Source organism: Vogesella sp. XCS3 (assembly GCF_020616155.1).
GTDB lineage: Bacteria > Pseudomonadota > Gammaproteobacteria > Burkholderiales > Chromobacteriaceae > Vogesella.
In genome coordinates, this window is record NZ_CP085530.1 from 1,224,988 (window position 1) to 1,238,949 (window position 13,962).

Here is a 13,962-nt window from a genome sequence, read left to right on the forward strand (position 1 = left end):
ATGCCATGACCGAGAAAAGCAAGCTGTCGGCCGACATGATCCTGGTGGGCAAGCAACTGCCCGTCGACGTATACCACCGTAGCGGCATGCTGCTGGTAAAGCAGGGGCATTACGTGCTGACGCCGGAGCAAAAGCGGAAGCTGGTAGAACACGGCCAACTTGATAACTCGGCAAAAGCTGCGCTGGTGGAAAAAGAGCTGCGTGAGCGTCGCGAGCGACAAGAGCAGGAACGGCGCCAGGCGGCGAATCAGGTACTCAACCCGCTGGTTGAGCTGGATCAGCTGGCGCACAAGGTCAACGGCCTGCTGAACCGTTATTTCCATTCCCAGCACTTTTGCAGCGATATAAACCACGTAGCCAGCCGCCTGCTCACGCTGGCGGAAAAGCAGCCTGACGGGCTGATTGCCTCCTGTCTGCTGGTACCATTTAACGACTATGGCAGCATGCATAGCCTGCACACCGCCGCCATGCTGGGCATTCTGGGCCGCCGCCTGAATTTGCCGCCCAAGGAAATGCATGTTTTGCTGTGCGCCGCGCTGACCATGAATATTGCAGCCACCAAGCTGCACACCGACCTGAGCAAGCAAGAGACTGCGCTGGATGCTTCGCAGAAATCGGACATGTACGCACACCCGCTATTGTCTTCTGCCATCCTGCGCGACCTGGGAGTAGATGATGAGCGCTGGCATTTACTGGTACAGCAGCACCACGAAGAATGGAACGGCTCGGGCTACCCCTACGGGCTGAAGAAAGAAGAGATTGACCCGGGTGCCCACCTGATCCGCCTGACCGATGTCCTGACATCGCTGCTGGTTACGCAGGCGCATCGTGCTGGCCGTTTGCCATCCATTGCACTGGGGCGGCTGTTCAAAGGCGAATTCAGCGAGTTCGACCCGCGTTTTGTTGCCCTGCTGATCAAAGAGCTGGGTATCTACCCGCCCGGCAGCTTTGTACGACTGGCCAATCACGAGATTGCCGTTGTCACGCACCGGCCAAGCGACAGCAATACCAAACACCCCAAGGTCGCCGCCATCCGCTCGGCCAGCGGGGAAATGTACGGCGAACCGCTGCCACGCAACACCCGCACCACCGAGCACAGCATTACGGAGCCTATCTCCTTGAAAGAGGCCGGCGTGCGCCCGGCATTCCTGCTGAAAATCTGGAATACCTGACATTACACCTACATACAAAAAGACCCGCTTACGCGGGTCTTTTTCATGGCGCAGACAGGTTCAGGAGAAATGCTCTTCTGCCGACAGATAGCGCCACTTGCCGGTAGGCAGATCACCCAGCATGATGGTGCCGATACGAATGCGCTTCAGGCCCACGACATGCAAGCCTACCAGCTCGCACATGCGGCGAATCTGGCGCTTTTTGCCTTCTTTCAGGATAAAACGCAGCTGGTCTTCGTTCTGCCACCATACCTTGGCCGGCAACAGCGCCTCGCCATCCAGTGACAAACCGTGATTCAGCAATTTCAGGCCTTCGGGCGTCAGGTTACCCTCTACCCGCACCAGGTACTCCTTTTCCACATCCGAACGCTCGCCAATAATTTCTTTGGCAATACGGCCATCTTGCGTCAGCACCAGCAGCCCCACCGAATCGATATCCAGACGCCCGGCAGGTGCCAGGCCTTTCATGTGATCGCGGGTAAAGCGGATACCCGACTTGTCCTCTACCCAATGGTTATCCGGTGTAATCAGCGCTGCGGCCGGCTGATAACCGTTTTCCGCCTGGCTGGACACATAACCCATAGGCTTGTTGATCAGGATGGTCACACGCTGCGCCTGCGCCTTGCCCAGGCGATCATCAAGCTGGATCTGGTCGGCGGGCGTGACTTTCTGCCCCAGCACGGCCACCTCGCCATTAACGCGCACCCAGCCTTGCTCGATATAGCTATCGGCCTCGCGGCGGGAACACAAACCCATCTCGGCCATGCGTTTTGACAAGCGTACTGGTTCCATAATGACTCCGCGTAAAAGGTAGACAAAACAATAGCGCCTACCTGTGATGAGGGGCGCTATTGTACGGCAGCCAGGGTTGGCCGCAAAGCGGAATCAGATATGGTTGAATAACGATAACTGGCCGATCTGGGCATAGGTTTTCTGGCTGGTCTGCAAAGCCGTCATCGCCATCTGGAATTCCGATGTTGCCTTGGCAAAATCCAGGTCTACCAGGTTACTCATCTGGCTGGCGTACTGTACCGACATGCTCTCGCCCAGCTGCTGCAGTGAGTCGATTTCCTGCTGACGGCCACCCACACTGGCCTGCCCGGCCAACAGCGTGGCAAGGCCTTGATCCAGGCCGGACAGCACCGCTTGCAAGTCGGCACTATACGTCGGCGACCCGCCAGGCCCCTGCGTCAATGCGGTATCGAGGTTAGCCAGCGTCGTCCACAAACCTGGCGTAAAAATATCGTTACCCACCTCGGTAATCGGTAGCTCGCGGCCAGAGGCAATGGGTACTTCCTGGCGCTGCTGATCGCCCTGGTAAGTCGCACCTGCCGCCCCCGTCTGCACAAACGGCGCCACATCCTTGCGCGTACCACCAAAGATATAGTTACCCGAACCATCCGACGTATTAGCCAAGCCAATGAGCTCTTTCGCCCGCTCGCGCATCTCGTTCTGAATGGCCCGGCGGTTATCATTGCTCAGAGCACCATTACCTGCCTGGATCGCCAGCGTCTTGATATTGGCAATCGTCGTCGACGCACTCTGCAAAGCGGTATCCGTAATCGCCAGCTGGCTGGCCGCCATGCCGGCATTCTTGATCTGCTGCTCGTTCATGGACTGCGACTGCGCCACCGACACAGCCTGGGTTGCTGCCACCGGATCATCGGATGGGCGCACCACACGACGCAGGGTGGAAAGCTGTTCTTGCAAATGGTTAAGCTGTGCCTGCTTGGTTTGCAGGCCATAAGTACCCAGCATGTACTGGGAATAGCTACTTACTCGCATGGTTCATCTCCTCGCTTAGCGAAGCTCCAGCAAATTCTTGAACATATCCTGCGCCACCTGGATCACACGGCTGGAAGCCTGGTAGGCCTGCTGAAAACGAATCAGGTTGGCCGCTTCTTCATCGAGGTTTACGCCGGAAATTTCCTCGCGATTCAGCGACACCTGCTGCTGCGAGGCCTCCTGCGCCGTCAGCGCAATATTGGCTACATTGGCACGGTTACCTACGTAGCTCACCATCTGGCCATAAAAAGATTGCAGGTTTGTCGTCGGTTTATCGGTCAGCGGCGGCACCAGGTTTGATGTTGCAGTAGGGGTTGGCCGCACCAGCGGCTTAGTCTGCAAGCGCGACATTTCCAGCATATTGGCATTATCTTGCGCCGCAAGCGTACCTACCGGCTTGGTGCTCAGCGTAATGTCTTGCGCCGTAGTTGACACCCCCTCCGGCTTGAACTGGATATTGACTTTGTCATTACCGCTTTGCACGGTAAATTCGTACACACCCGATTGCGCCGTGGATGGCGTTACTGCGCTGATGGTCAAGCCGGGCACCGCCGTGATGGAAAATGGCACACCCGCAGCCGCCGGGTTGTAATGCAGATTCAGACTGGGTACCGCCGGTGTAGCTTGAGCCAGTACCTGGTTAAGCGTGGGGTTGGTGTCCAGCGCCGGGGTAGTTGACTGGTGCAGGTTGGCCGTTTGCCAGATCGAGGCAATGCTGGGTTTACCCGCCACCGGGTCGGCCACGTTCTTACCCTGCAAAGCAGACGATGCGGCAATCTTGGATGGGTCGGCAATCACCACAGCAAACTTGTCCAACGCCTGGCGCATGAAGAACGCCTGCTTGTCCGGGCTGGCGCCGGTCGCTTCTGCTGCAGTACGTTCAGCGGTGAGATCAGTAAAAAACAGGGCACCGGTAGCGGGCTGGCCGGTCAGGTCATAGCCCAGCGAGTGCTGCCGGTTAAACGCATCGGATAGCTCTACTGCCATCCGGCCCAGATCTGTCTGGATACGGCGCACGTCGGTACCCAGCACACCCATGATGCCTTCCAGTTTGCCGCCGCCCATGCGCGACGGGTCGATGGCAATGGTGCCACTAACGTTAGGAATGGAAATGCCAATCGAAATGGCATCCGGATCATCCGGGTTCACGCGCTCCAGCACCATTTTGCCGGCCTGATCGCCAAGCACCAAAGCCTGGCCTTGGCCAACGAAAATACTGTAGCTGCCATCGTCCTGCACCACCACATCGGTCTTGATCATGCCATTGAGTTTCTGCACCAGGGCATCACGGCGGTCCAGCAAATCGTTTGGCAGCCGGCCGGCGCCCTGCTGCAGGGTGGCAATCTGCCGGTTAATGCTGGCGATTTCGGTCGAGTACGCATTGATACTCTCTACACTGGAGTTTGCCTGAATGGACAAGCCCTGCCGCAACTCTTCCACCCGGCTGCCAATAGCCGAGAACCGGCCGGCCAGTGCCTGAGCCTGGCTTAGCACCGATTGGCGCGCTGCGGTAGAAGACGGCTGGGTATTCAGCGTTTGCATACTGCTGAAAAACCCTTGAATCACCGACGACAAACCCGCATTGGAGTCTGCCATCAGGTTATCTAGATCCTGCAAAGACTGTGTTTGCGCATCCAGCGATGCCACCTTGGCATTCACGTCCCGTAGTTGTGCCTCAGTGAACTGATCATAAATACGATTCACGCCGGTCAGGTTCGCACCCGTGCCCACAAAACCATACCCCTCAAACAACGGGTCGCTTGCTTTCTGCGTAGTTGTCTGACGGGTATAGCCTTGCGTATTCACGTTGCCAATATTATGGCTGGTGGTTTCCAGCGCCGCCTTGGCCGCATTGAGGCCGGTGACAGCAATACCGAAAATGCTACCGCTCATGTCAATTCTCCTTAATACTGTTTATCGACCCGATTGCCAATTAATGAAGCATCAAATACTGGCAACAGTGCGAATCACAGCCTGTAACTTCTGCGCATACGCAGGGTCGGTGGCATACCCACCGCGCTGTAAGGCAGCAGCAAAACCAGCGCCGTTCTGGCCTTGGTTCAACGCCTGCTGATAACGTGGGTTGTCCGACAACAAGCGGGCATAGTCATCAAATGCTGCCTGCAGCGACGGATACGAACGGAAAGCACCCAGCTGCTTTTGCGCCACGCCACCCTCGTATTCCGTGGTCATGGTGGCGACAACATCACCCTTCCAGCCTGGCGTAGCCTTGATGCCGAACAGGTTGTAGCTATTGCGGCCGTCCGGGTGGCGGATAGCACGCTGCCCCCAGCCAGACTCCAGCGCCGCATGACCTACCAGCACCTCTGGCGCCACCCCCAAGCGCGCAGCGGCTTGGCTGGCATGCGGCAACATGGTGTCGACAAACGACTGTTTGCTACCCGGCAAAGGCTCTGTACCCGTCAGCACCGGTGCCGCCGCGGCCGTAGCGGCGGCCTCGTACGCCCCCAGTGCTTTCCTGACCACCGGTGCCGCTGGCAACGCGGCTTGCTCGGCGGCAATCTCTGCCGGTACATCCGGCAGGGATTTCAGCAGATAACCCGACAAGGCATCTGCCAGACCAAAGCCACCGGCTTGCACCATGGTTTGCACGATTTGCTGGTCGTACATGCCGCGGTAGGTATCCATCTCCTGGCTATCGTCTTCATCACTCAAAGAAGAAGCCCGCATGGAGGACATCAGCTGCCCCATCAGCATGGCCTCAAATTGGCCAGCCACTTGCTTGACTGCCTCTTTGGGGTCTTTGCGTGCCAGGTCGCTCATGGCCCGGGTTGCTTCCGGGTCCATTGCCAAGCGATTGGCAGTACTGTTGGGGTTGATCATGGCGGCAAATCCTCTGTCGATTCACCATTGCAGCAAATATCAGGCCAGCTCGCCAGCACCACAAAAAAAAGGGGCGATACCCAAGGTATCGCCCACCAAAACTCCATAAATAACGGAGTGCCTATCAACTTGTGTCAAATAATCTGCAGGTCTGCCTTCAAGGCACCAGACGTTTTCATCGCCTGCAGAATCGAAACCAGATCTTGCGGGGTTGCCCCCACGGAATTCAATGCACTAACTACCTGGGACAGCGAAGCACTGCCCGGCAAACTCAACACTTTGCCACCATCGGTCTTGATCGAAATGTCGGCTTGATTGGTGACAGTCGTTTGTCCGCCACTCAAGGCCGGCGGCTGGCTGACATTGCTATTGCCATTTACCGTTACCGACAAATTCCCATGCGCAATCGCACAAGGCTCGATCTTGACCGCGCGGTTCATCACGATAGACCCGGTACGGGCATTCACGATCACCACCGGTGAAACTTCTGCCGGCTCAACGGCAATATTTTCCAGCTTGGCCAAAAACTGTATGCGGGCATTACTGTCTTGCGGCGCACGTACTTCTATCAGGCCGCCATCTACTGCCCTGGCCACACCCGGGCCGAATTCTTTGTTTACCGCCTGCACAACGCGGTTGGCCGTGGTGAAGTCAGACTCTTGCAAATTCAAGGCGATCACCTCGCCACTGGCAAAGGCATTCGGAACCTCACGCTCCACCGTCGCACCCGCAGGAATGCGGCCAACACTCAGGTGATTTACCTGCGCTTTACTACCGCCAGCTGAAGCACCAGCACCACCCACCACCACATTACCTTGCGCCAGGGCATAAATCTGGCCGTCCGCCCCCTTGAGCGGGGACATCAGCAGCGTGCCGCCGCGCAAACTCTTGGCATCACCCACCGACGACACGGTGACATCCATCGCCTGCCCACGCCTGGCAAAAGGCGGAATGGTAGCCGTCAGCGTGACTGCCGCCACATTTTTCGGGTCCAGCTTGGTACCTACCGGCACTTGCACACCCAGCTGGTTCAACATACTGGCCAGTGACTGACTGGTAAACGGCGACGATCCGGCCTTATCACCACTACCATCCAGACCCACCACCAAGCCATAGCCCAGCAGGGGGTTAGAACGCACGCCAGCCACATTTACCAGCTCTTTCAGGCGCTGTGCCGCCATGACCTGCGAAGCCAGCAAGGACAAACACACTACCAGCCAGATACGTTTCATTACTCGGCCCAGTTCTAGAACGGCAGCACAGACAAGAATATTTTTTGCAACCAGGCGGTATCGTTATACGCGCGGCCGCGGCCTTCATTCAGCTGCTCGATACGCGCATCCGCAATACGCGTGGACTCCACTGTATTACCCTGCTTGATATCCCGCGGGTTTACTACACCAGACAGCCGGATAAACTCGTGCTCGCTGTTGATTTTCATCTGTTTTTCGCCACTTACCAGCAGATTACCGTTCGGGTAAACATCGATCACCGTCACAGTGATCGAAGAATTGAACGAGCTGCTGTTATTACTGCTGGTCTTGCCTTGCTCACTAGCCGTGCCAGAACCACTCAGGCTGGTACCACCCAGCTTTTTCTCCAGCGCACCGGGGAAAAACGGCAATGACAGGTTGGCCGCAATGCTGCCATCGATTTTCGAGTTTCGTTGCCCGGCAGAATCTTCTTTATTGGACGAGGTCGTGCTTTCACGAATCTGCACCGTCAACAAGTCGCCCACCCTTACCGGCGTCTGATCCTCAAAAAACGGCTTGTAATTACTTACCTGAAAGATGGAGCCATCCGCCGGCATAGCCATCGGCGCAGGCTGCGGCCGCACAGACATCGGCTGATGGGTAATCGGGGCAGACTGCGTACTGCAGCCGGCCAGGCCCAACAGTGCGAACACCATGCCTGCCATGCCTAGCAATTTAGTCATACCCACCCCCACATTAAAGCTGCGTCAGTCTTTGCAACATTTCATCAGAAGTCTTGATGGCACGGGAGTTCATTTCGTAGGCGCGCTGCGCCTGAATCATGCTCACCAACTCTTCCGCCACGTTTACGTTCGACTCTTCCAGAAAGCCGGATTTCACTTTACCAAAGCCCAGCAAACCACCCGTGCCGGTTACCGCCGCACCGGAGGCCGCTGTTTCCAGATACAAGTTACCGCCAATCGCATCCAGCCCCGCCGGGTTGATAAAGTCGGACAACTCCAGCTGGCCTGCCTGGGTACGCTCGGTAGCGCCTGGTGCCAGATAAGACACTGCACCGTCTTCAGAAACCTGGTAGGCGGTACCATCGGGCACCGTAATTTCCGGCTGCACCGGGTAGCCTTCTGCTGTCTCCAAGCGCCCTGTAGCACCACGCTGAAACTGGCCATTACGCGTGTAGGCCGTCTGGCCGTCCGGCGTTTGTACCTTGAAGAAACCACGACCATTTACAGCCAGGTCAAATACATTACCAGTGGTACTCAGGCCACCCTCGGTATGCACACGAGCAGTCGCCATGGGTGCAGCACCCAGACCCACGGTCAAGCCAGTTGGCAATGTCTCACCGGTTTGAAGACGCGAGCCTGGCGTGCGCAGAGTCTGATACATCAAATCTTCAAAAACGGCAGCGCTACGCTTGAAACCTTTGGTTCCTACGTTAGCCAGGTTATTGGAAATCACATCCAGGCGAAACTGGCTGGATTCCATCCCTGACTTGGCCGTATAAAGCGAACGCATCATAATTAATTACCTACCCGGTGTCGTTTTTTATTTAGCCAACAGTCAATATCTGCGTTGCCTGCTTGCCATTTTGCTCTGCATTTTGCATCAATTTTACACTAAGATCGTAATGTTTTGCATGGCTAATCATCTGAACCAGGCTATCTACCGCATTAACATTACTACCTTCCAGATAGCCGGCCTTTACCTTTACCACCGGGTCGGCATCTGCATCTTGACCGCTATTCAGACGAAACAAACCATCTTCGCCTTTATATACTTCGTTTGCCGCCGGATTAACCAGCTTCAGCTTACCGATTTCTTGCGGCTGCCCGCCATTTGCAGGAATGGCAAATAAAGTGCCATCTTGCCGCAAATCCGGCAACGAGCCTTCTGGCATCACCAGCTGGCCACCATCACTAGCAATAGCCATGCCAGTTCTAGTACGCAAAACACCGCCCGAATCCAGCAGAAAACCGCCATCCCGGGTATACGCTTCACCACCATTTGGCGCCTCAACGGCAAAAAAACCCGGACCGGCAATGGCAAAATCGAAATTATTGCCGGTCAGCTGCATCGCCCCCTGGGACAAATCATGCCCAACGGTATTGTCTACCTGGTATATACGGGTAGGCGCACCGTCGCCAACAACTGGCAAAGCACGAAATGCGTTCAATTCTGCCTTGAAGCCGGTAGTGTGAATATTGGCCAGATTATTTGCCGTCGTAGCCTGCTGCAGCTCTACGTGCTTGGCACTGGTCATGGCCAGGTAAATCATCTTGTCCATATCACACTACCTATTCAGATTAATTAGCGCAGGTTCAGCAAGGTCTGCAGGATGGCGTCCTGCGTTTTAATGGTTTGTGCGTTGGCCTGGTAAAAACGCTGCGCCACAATCATGTTAATTAGCTCGGCAGTGGTATCTGCGTTGGACTCTTCAATGGCGGACGATTGCAACTTACCGAAGCTACCCTCACCCGGGAAACCCGGCTTGGCATCACCCGATGCTGCGGTCACTGCCCAGTTATTCTCACCGTTAGGCTGCAGACCCTGGGCATTATCGAAAGTATACAAACGGACGCGCCCCACACTTTGCGCCTGCCCGTTGGAGTACTTGGCAATGATGTTGCCATCATCCGCCGTCTCCACCCCTACCAGCTCACCCTTGGCGTTACCATCTACTTTGGCCTTGGCGACAGTAAAGCTACCGGAATACTGGGTAGTACCAGCAAGGTTCACCACAATACCGGCATCACCCAGCTGGTTTGGCTGGCCAGGTACAGGCAGGTTGGCCGCAGCAGCGCCACCGGGCACCGTAAAGGAGAATGGCGCGGTCAGCTTGCCGTCTGCAGTAAACGATACCGAGCCCACGTTTTGCACGGCATTGTTATTGAGCTTGTAGGAAACGTTCCAGGTATTGTTAACGGCTGGCGGCGTACCTGCCACAGCCTGGCGCTGGAAATACAGGGATACGGTGTGTGCACTACCCACCTTGTCATAAACACGCATACTGGTGGTGAAGTTGTAGGTAGTCGCGTCGGTAGGCGTAATCGCCGGCGCAGGCGCTTTCAGCGCAGCAGGGGATGCGGTGTAGTCGATCAGCGGCGACTTCTGGTCGGCATCCAGGTTGAACTGCCAATCCAGCGCAGTAGACGGCGTACCCGGCAGACCCGCGCGATCGATTTTGATCGGCGCATCATCACCACCGCCAACAGGCTCACCCACCAGGAAGTTACCGTTGTTGACGAAGTAACCATCCTTATCCAGCTTGAACTGGCCGTTGCGGGTAAAGAAGGTGGATGTGGCAGTCGGGTCGCTCCACAGCTTGAAGAAGCCAGCACCCGAGATCGCCATATCCAGCGGGTTTTTGGTAGCCGTAATGTTGCCTTGCTGGAATTGCTGCGCCACCTTGATGGTTTGCGAACCGATACCGGACTCGGTATCGCTCACGCCATACAGGCTTGTCGCGTACAGGTCGGAAAATTCGGCACGGGACGATTTGAAACCCACAGTACTGGCGTTGGAAACGTTGTTACCGATCACATCCAGTTGTTTGGCTGCGGCATTGAGACCACTCAAACCTTGCTGAAAACTCATGATTCTCTCCTAAACTCTCACACCGCAAATCAAAGGATCTGACTGATCTTGCTTACCGGCAAACGCTCACCGGTAGACACCACAAACATCGGTACGCCTTTTTCCCACGCTACGCTGGTCACTTTGGTTGGCGCCATCATGGTGGCATCTACCGCCGTACCATCTGCCGTCGCTTCCACTTTGAAGCTGTATTCGCCGTTAGCCTGGGTCGTACCATCCGAACCCTTGCCATCCCAGCTAAAGACAAACTGACCCTGCTTCTGCGGCCCCATCTCGAAGCTATCGACTACGGCACCACTGCTATTGGTAACAGTCACCACTACCTGGCTGGCCGGCTTGGAAAACTCGATCGTACCAACAGCCTTGCCATCAGTAAGCGTCAGCTTGCTATTAGGGCTGAGTACCTGACGACCAATCAGCATGGTAGCCAGCAGCGACTGGCTGGCCGCCTGGCTCTCGGTCATGCTTTTTACCGCTGCGTTCACACTTTCCAGGCCGCTTACCGTGCTGATCTGCGCCATCTGGCTGGTCATCTGGCTGTTATCCATCGGGTTCATCGGGTCTTGCGCCCGCAGTTGCGTGGTCAGCAGCGTCAGAAAGCGGTTCTGGATTTCAGCCGAAGAGTTACCGGTGGACGTATTACCGGTGGCTGCGGTCGGGTTCAGCGAGCTGTAATCGAAATTGGTCGATGCAATACTGGTAGCCATGATCTAGTTCCTCGCCTTACTGACCCAACTGCAGGGTTTTCTGCAGCATGGTTTTGGCAGCATTCACAATTTCCACGTTGGTCTGATAAGAGCGCGATGCCGAAATCATGTCGGCCATCTCCTCTACCGGGTTCACGTTCGGCATGCGCACATAGCCTTTGTCATCCGCCAGCGGGTGGCCTGGCTGGTACTTCATGCGAAACGGCGAGGTGTCTTCTGCCACGGCTGTAACACGCACACCAGCTACCTGGGGGGCATTGGCGCTTACCGGCACCGCCGTAAACACGGCATGGCGCGCACGGTAAGGCTCACCAGTAGACGATGCCGTGCTTTCGGCGTTGGCAATATTGCTGGCTACCAGGTTCAGGCGCATGGACTGCGCGGTCAGTGCCGAGCCGGCAATATTGAACACATTAGATAGCGACATGATTACTGGCCTCCTTTGATGGCTTCCATCAGACCGCTGATGCGCTTGTTCAGGAAAGTCAGCGTGGACTGATATTTCATGGCGTTATCGGTAAAAGCCGAGCGCTCCACATCCATATCCACGGTGTTGCCATCCAGGCTGCGCTGTACCGCACTGCGGTGCTGCAAGCCACCTTCTACCGCACGGCTACCCATGGCAGCCATATGGCGATTATCGGTTTGCGCCAAGGCCACACCGCGAGCCTGCTGCGCGGCGGTCTGGCTTTTCAGTGCCTTGCCGAAGTCAAAGTCCACCGCCTTGTAGCCAGGGGTATCGGCGTTAGCGATATTGCTGGCAATGACTTCTGCCCGCGCCGCGCGCAGATCCAGCGAACGCTGGAGGAAGTCTAGGTGGGAAGAGATTTTGTTCAGCATGGCTATGTTTCCTTGAGTCAGCCCTTTTCAGCACAAAGCGTGCCAGCTTTTTTTAGTCAAAAGCCTCAAGAAAACCGGCTTGCTGCCGATTGGCAGCCCTTCCCCGCCAGCCAAGCGGCAAAACCTGCGGCAATTATTGCCGCACCATGCAAAACGCCGCCCGCAGGCGGCGCTTGTACCGGCACAACAAGCCACTCAATCGTCTTCGCGAATCTCGAAGTCGTGGCTGATATCTGCTGTTTTGCCCAGCATGATGGAAGCCGAGCAGTACTTTTCGGCAGACAGGCTGATGGCGCGCGCCACTACGTCCGCCTTCAGGCTGCGGCCAACTACCACAAAGTGGAAGTGAATCTTGGTAAACACTTTCGGGTCGGTATCGGCACGCTCGGCATCCATCTCTACCCAGCAGTCACGCACGTCCTGGCGCGATTTTTTCAGGATGGACAATACGTCGTAGCTGGTGCAGCCAGCCGTGCCCAGCAACAGCAGCTCCATCGGGCGTGGGCCCAGGTTGCGGCCACCACCTTCAGGCGCGCCGTCCATCACCACGGCGTGGCCACTGCCAGTTTCACCCATGAAACACACGCCATCCACCCACTTCAGTCTTGCCTTCATGCTTGCTCTCCGATTGAAACAGGGCATCAGCCTAACATCGCCGATTTGGGCGGACAAAGAATCACCGGTAAAATGAAAAGATTATTTAGTTTTGAAGCGCACACACATGCTTGTTCTTGGTATCGAATCGTCCTGTGACGAAACCGGCGTCGCCCTGTACGACACCGAACGCGGCCTGATTGCCGACCAGCTGCACTCCCAGATGGCCATGCACGCCGAATACGGTGGCGTGGTGCCCGAGCTGGCCAGCCGCGACCATATCCGCCGCGTACGCCCGCTTACCGACGCCTGCCTGGCCGAAGCCGGGGTGAGCTTGCAGGACATCGACGCCATTGCCTACACCCAGGGCCCCGGCCTGGGGGGTGCGCTACTGGTGGGTGCCAGCTATGCCAACGCACTGGCCTACGGCCTGGGCAAGCCAGTGATTGCCGTGCACCATCTGGAAGGCCACCTGCTATCGCCACTACTGGCCGAACCGCGCCCGGACTTCCCCTTCCTGGCACTGCTGGTCTCCGGCGGCCACACGCAGATCATGGCGGTACGCGGCGTGGGCCAGTACGAGATTCTGGGCGAAACGCTGGACGACGCCGCCGGCGAAGCGTTCGATAAAACCGCCAAACTGCTGGGCCTGCCCTACCCCGGCGGCCCGCTACTGTCGCGCCTGGCCGAAGAAGGTGATCCGGCACGCTTCGAGCTGCCGCGCCCCATGCTGCACTCGGCCAACCTGGACATGAGCTTCTCCGGCCTGAAAACCGCCGTGCTGATGCTGAGCAAACAGGTGGAAGCCGAGCACGGCAGCATTGATGAGCAAGCACGCAAAGACATCTGCCGCGCTTTCCAGGAAGCCATCGTCGAGGTGCTGGTGAGCAAGTGCATCAAGGCGCTGAAGCAAACCGGCATGCAGCGCATCGTGGTTGCAGGTGGCGTAGGCGCCAACAAGCAGCTGCGCGCCGCGCTGGACGACGCCACCCGCCGCCGCAAATACCAGGTGTTCTACCCACCACTGAAGCTGTGCACCGACAACGGTGCCATGATCGCCTTTGCCGGCGCCATGCGCCTGAAATACGCCACGCCAGCCGGCGGCTTTACGGTGAAACCACGCTGGGAGCTTTCCAGCCTGCCCGCCGTATAACCCCTCACGCTACCACACGCACTGCTGGCACCGTGCCGGCAGCGCGTGCGGCCAACCTTAAG

15 protein-coding genes are annotated in these 13,962 nt (G+C 56.9%); 2 read left to right on the forward strand and 13 right to left on the reverse strand.

The window, feature by feature from the left end; genetic code table 11:
* The first annotated feature begins 5 nt into the window (after window positions 1-5).
* Entirely contained in the window at window positions 6-1,172 is a 1,167-nt protein-coding gene (locus LCH97_RS05755) for an HD-GYP domain-containing protein (RefSeq protein ID WP_227303986.1), read from the forward strand.
* A gap of 60 nt (window positions 1,173-1,232) precedes the next feature.
* On the opposite strand, the gene LCH97_RS05760 is transcribed toward LCH97_RS05755, so the two are convergent.
* From LCH97_RS05760 to LCH97_RS05820, 13 genes are all read right to left on the reverse strand, one after another.
* Entirely contained in the window at window positions 1,233-1,964 is a 732-nt protein-coding gene (locus tag LCH97_RS05760) for a pseudouridine synthase (RefSeq protein WP_227303988.1), read from the reverse strand.
* A gap of 93 nt (window positions 1,965-2,057) precedes the next feature.
* Window positions 2,058-2,957, reverse strand: a complete 900-nt coding sequence (gene flgL / locus LCH97_RS05765; RefSeq protein ID WP_227303990.1) for a flagellar hook-associated protein FlgL — start codon at window positions 2,955-2,957, stop codon at window positions 2,058-2,060.
* Between the two features lie 15 nt (window positions 2,958-2,972).
* Window positions 2,973-4,850 (reverse strand): flagellar hook-associated protein FlgK, encoded by a 1,878-nt coding sequence (gene flgK / locus LCH97_RS05770; RefSeq protein WP_227303992.1) that lies wholly within the window; start codon window positions 4,848-4,850, stop codon window positions 2,973-2,975.
* 51 nt (window positions 4,851-4,901) lie between these two features.
* Window positions 4,902-5,801 (reverse strand): flagellar assembly peptidoglycan hydrolase FlgJ, encoded by a 900-nt coding sequence (flgJ, locus tag LCH97_RS05775; RefSeq protein ID WP_227303994.1) that lies wholly within the window; start codon window positions 5,799-5,801, stop codon window positions 4,902-4,904.
* Between the two features lie 134 nt (window positions 5,802-5,935).
* Complete coding sequence (locus LCH97_RS05780; protein WP_227303996.1) at window positions 5,936-7,033, reverse strand: flagellar basal body P-ring protein FlgI; 1,098 nt, start codon at window positions 7,031-7,033, stop codon at window positions 5,936-5,938.
* Between the two features lie 14 nt (window positions 7,034-7,047).
* On the reverse strand, window positions 7,048-7,737 hold the full coding sequence (locus LCH97_RS05785) for a flagellar basal body L-ring protein FlgH (RefSeq protein ID WP_227303999.1): 690 nt from the start codon (window positions 7,735-7,737) through the stop codon (window positions 7,048-7,050).
* Window positions 7,738-7,750: 13 nt separating this feature from the next.
* Window positions 7,751-8,530 (reverse strand): flagellar basal-body rod protein FlgG, encoded by a 780-nt coding sequence (gene flgG, locus LCH97_RS05790; RefSeq protein WP_227304001.1) that lies wholly within the window; start codon window positions 8,528-8,530, stop codon window positions 7,751-7,753.
* 31 nt (window positions 8,531-8,561) lie between these two features.
* On the reverse strand, window positions 8,562-9,296 hold the full coding sequence (locus LCH97_RS05795) for a flagellar basal body rod protein FlgF (RefSeq protein ID WP_227304004.1): 735 nt from the start codon (window positions 9,294-9,296) through the stop codon (window positions 8,562-8,564).
* Window positions 9,297-9,319: 23 nt separating this feature from the next.
* Window positions 9,320-10,606, reverse strand: coding sequence for a flagellar hook protein FlgE (flgE, locus tag LCH97_RS05800; RefSeq protein ID WP_227304006.1), 1,287 nt, complete (start codon window positions 10,604-10,606; stop codon window positions 9,320-9,322).
* 29 nt (window positions 10,607-10,635) lie between these two features.
* Window positions 10,636-11,313 carry a flagellar hook assembly protein FlgD gene (locus tag LCH97_RS05805; protein WP_227304008.1) on the reverse strand — a complete coding sequence of 226 codons (678 nt, stop codon included), beginning with the start codon at window positions 11,311-11,313 and terminating at the stop codon, window positions 10,636-10,638.
* A gap of 16 nt (window positions 11,314-11,329) precedes the next feature.
* The gene (flgC, locus tag LCH97_RS05810; RefSeq protein ID WP_227304010.1) at window positions 11,330-11,740 is read right to left on the reverse strand and encodes a flagellar basal body rod protein FlgC; all 411 of its coding nucleotides are present in this window, start codon (window positions 11,738-11,740) and stop codon (window positions 11,330-11,332) included.
* Window positions 11,741-11,742: 2 nt separating this feature from the next.
* Entirely contained in the window at window positions 11,743-12,153 is a 411-nt protein-coding gene (gene flgB, locus LCH97_RS05815; protein WP_227304012.1) for a flagellar basal body rod protein FlgB, read from the reverse strand.
* A gap of 195 nt (window positions 12,154-12,348) precedes the next feature.
* Entirely contained in the window at window positions 12,349-12,768 is a 420-nt protein-coding gene (locus LCH97_RS05820; RefSeq protein WP_147684212.1) for an OsmC family protein, read from the reverse strand.
* A gap of 106 nt (window positions 12,769-12,874) precedes the next feature.
* Here LCH97_RS05820 and tsaD point away from each other — a divergent pair, with 106 nt between their 5' ends.
* Window positions 12,875-13,900, forward strand: a complete 1,026-nt coding sequence (gene tsaD / locus LCH97_RS05825) for a tRNA (adenosine(37)-N6)-threonylcarbamoyltransferase complex transferase subunit TsaD (protein WP_227304014.1) — start codon at window positions 12,875-12,877, stop codon at window positions 13,898-13,900.
* Window positions 13,901-13,962: the final 62 nt, after the last annotated feature.

What these genes read in the sequence shown, in the direction of transcription:
- LCH97_RS05755 (WP_227303986.1), top strand. Translation starts at nt 6, where the DNA reads ATGACCGAGAAAAGCAAGCTGTCGGCCGACATGATCCTGGTGGGCAAG.
- LCH97_RS05760 (WP_227303988.1), bottom strand. Translation starts at nt 1,964, where the DNA reads ATGGAACCAGTACGCTTGTCAAAACGCATGGCCGAGATGGGTTTGTGT.
- flgL (WP_227303990.1), bottom strand. Translation starts at nt 2,957, where the DNA reads ATGCGAGTAAGTAGCTATTCCCAGTACATGCTGGGTACTTATGGCCTG.
- flgK (WP_227303992.1), bottom strand. Translation starts at nt 4,850, where the DNA reads ATGAGCGGTAGCATTTTCGGTATTGCTGTCACCGGCCTCAATGCGGCC.
- flgJ (WP_227303994.1), bottom strand. Translation starts at nt 5,801, where the DNA reads ATGATCAACCCCAACAGTACTGCCAATCGCTTGGCAATGGACCCGGAA.
- LCH97_RS05780 (WP_227303996.1), bottom strand. Translation starts at nt 7,033, where the DNA reads ATGAAACGTATCTGGCTGGTAGTGTGTTTGTCCTTGCTGGCTTCGCAG.
- LCH97_RS05785 (WP_227303999.1), bottom strand. Translation starts at nt 7,737, where the DNA reads ATGACTAAATTGCTAGGCATGGCAGGCATGGTGTTCGCACTGTTGGGC.
- flgG (WP_227304001.1), bottom strand. Translation starts at nt 8,530, where the DNA reads ATGATGCGTTCGCTTTATACGGCCAAGTCAGGGATGGAATCCAGCCAG.
- LCH97_RS05795 (WP_227304004.1), bottom strand. Translation starts at nt 9,296, where the DNA reads ATGGACAAGATGATTTACCTGGCCATGACCAGTGCCAAGCACGTAGAG.
- flgE (WP_227304006.1), bottom strand. Translation starts at nt 10,606, where the DNA reads ATGAGTTTTCAGCAAGGTTTGAGTGGTCTCAATGCCGCAGCCAAACAA.
- LCH97_RS05805 (WP_227304008.1), bottom strand. Translation starts at nt 11,313, where the DNA reads ATGGCTACCAGTATTGCATCGACCAATTTCGATTACAGCTCGCTGAAC.
- flgC (WP_227304010.1), bottom strand. Translation starts at nt 11,740, where the DNA reads ATGTCGCTATCTAATGTGTTCAATATTGCCGGCTCGGCACTGACCGCG.
- flgB (WP_227304012.1), bottom strand. Translation starts at nt 12,153, where the DNA reads ATGCTGAACAAAATCTCTTCCCACCTAGACTTCCTCCAGCGTTCGCTG.
- LCH97_RS05820 (WP_147684212.1), bottom strand. Translation starts at nt 12,768, where the DNA reads ATGAAGGCAAGACTGAAGTGGGTGGATGGCGTGTGTTTCATGGGTGAA.
- tsaD (WP_227304014.1), top strand. Translation starts at nt 12,875, where the DNA reads ATGCTTGTTCTTGGTATCGAATCGTCCTGTGACGAAACCGGCGTCGCC.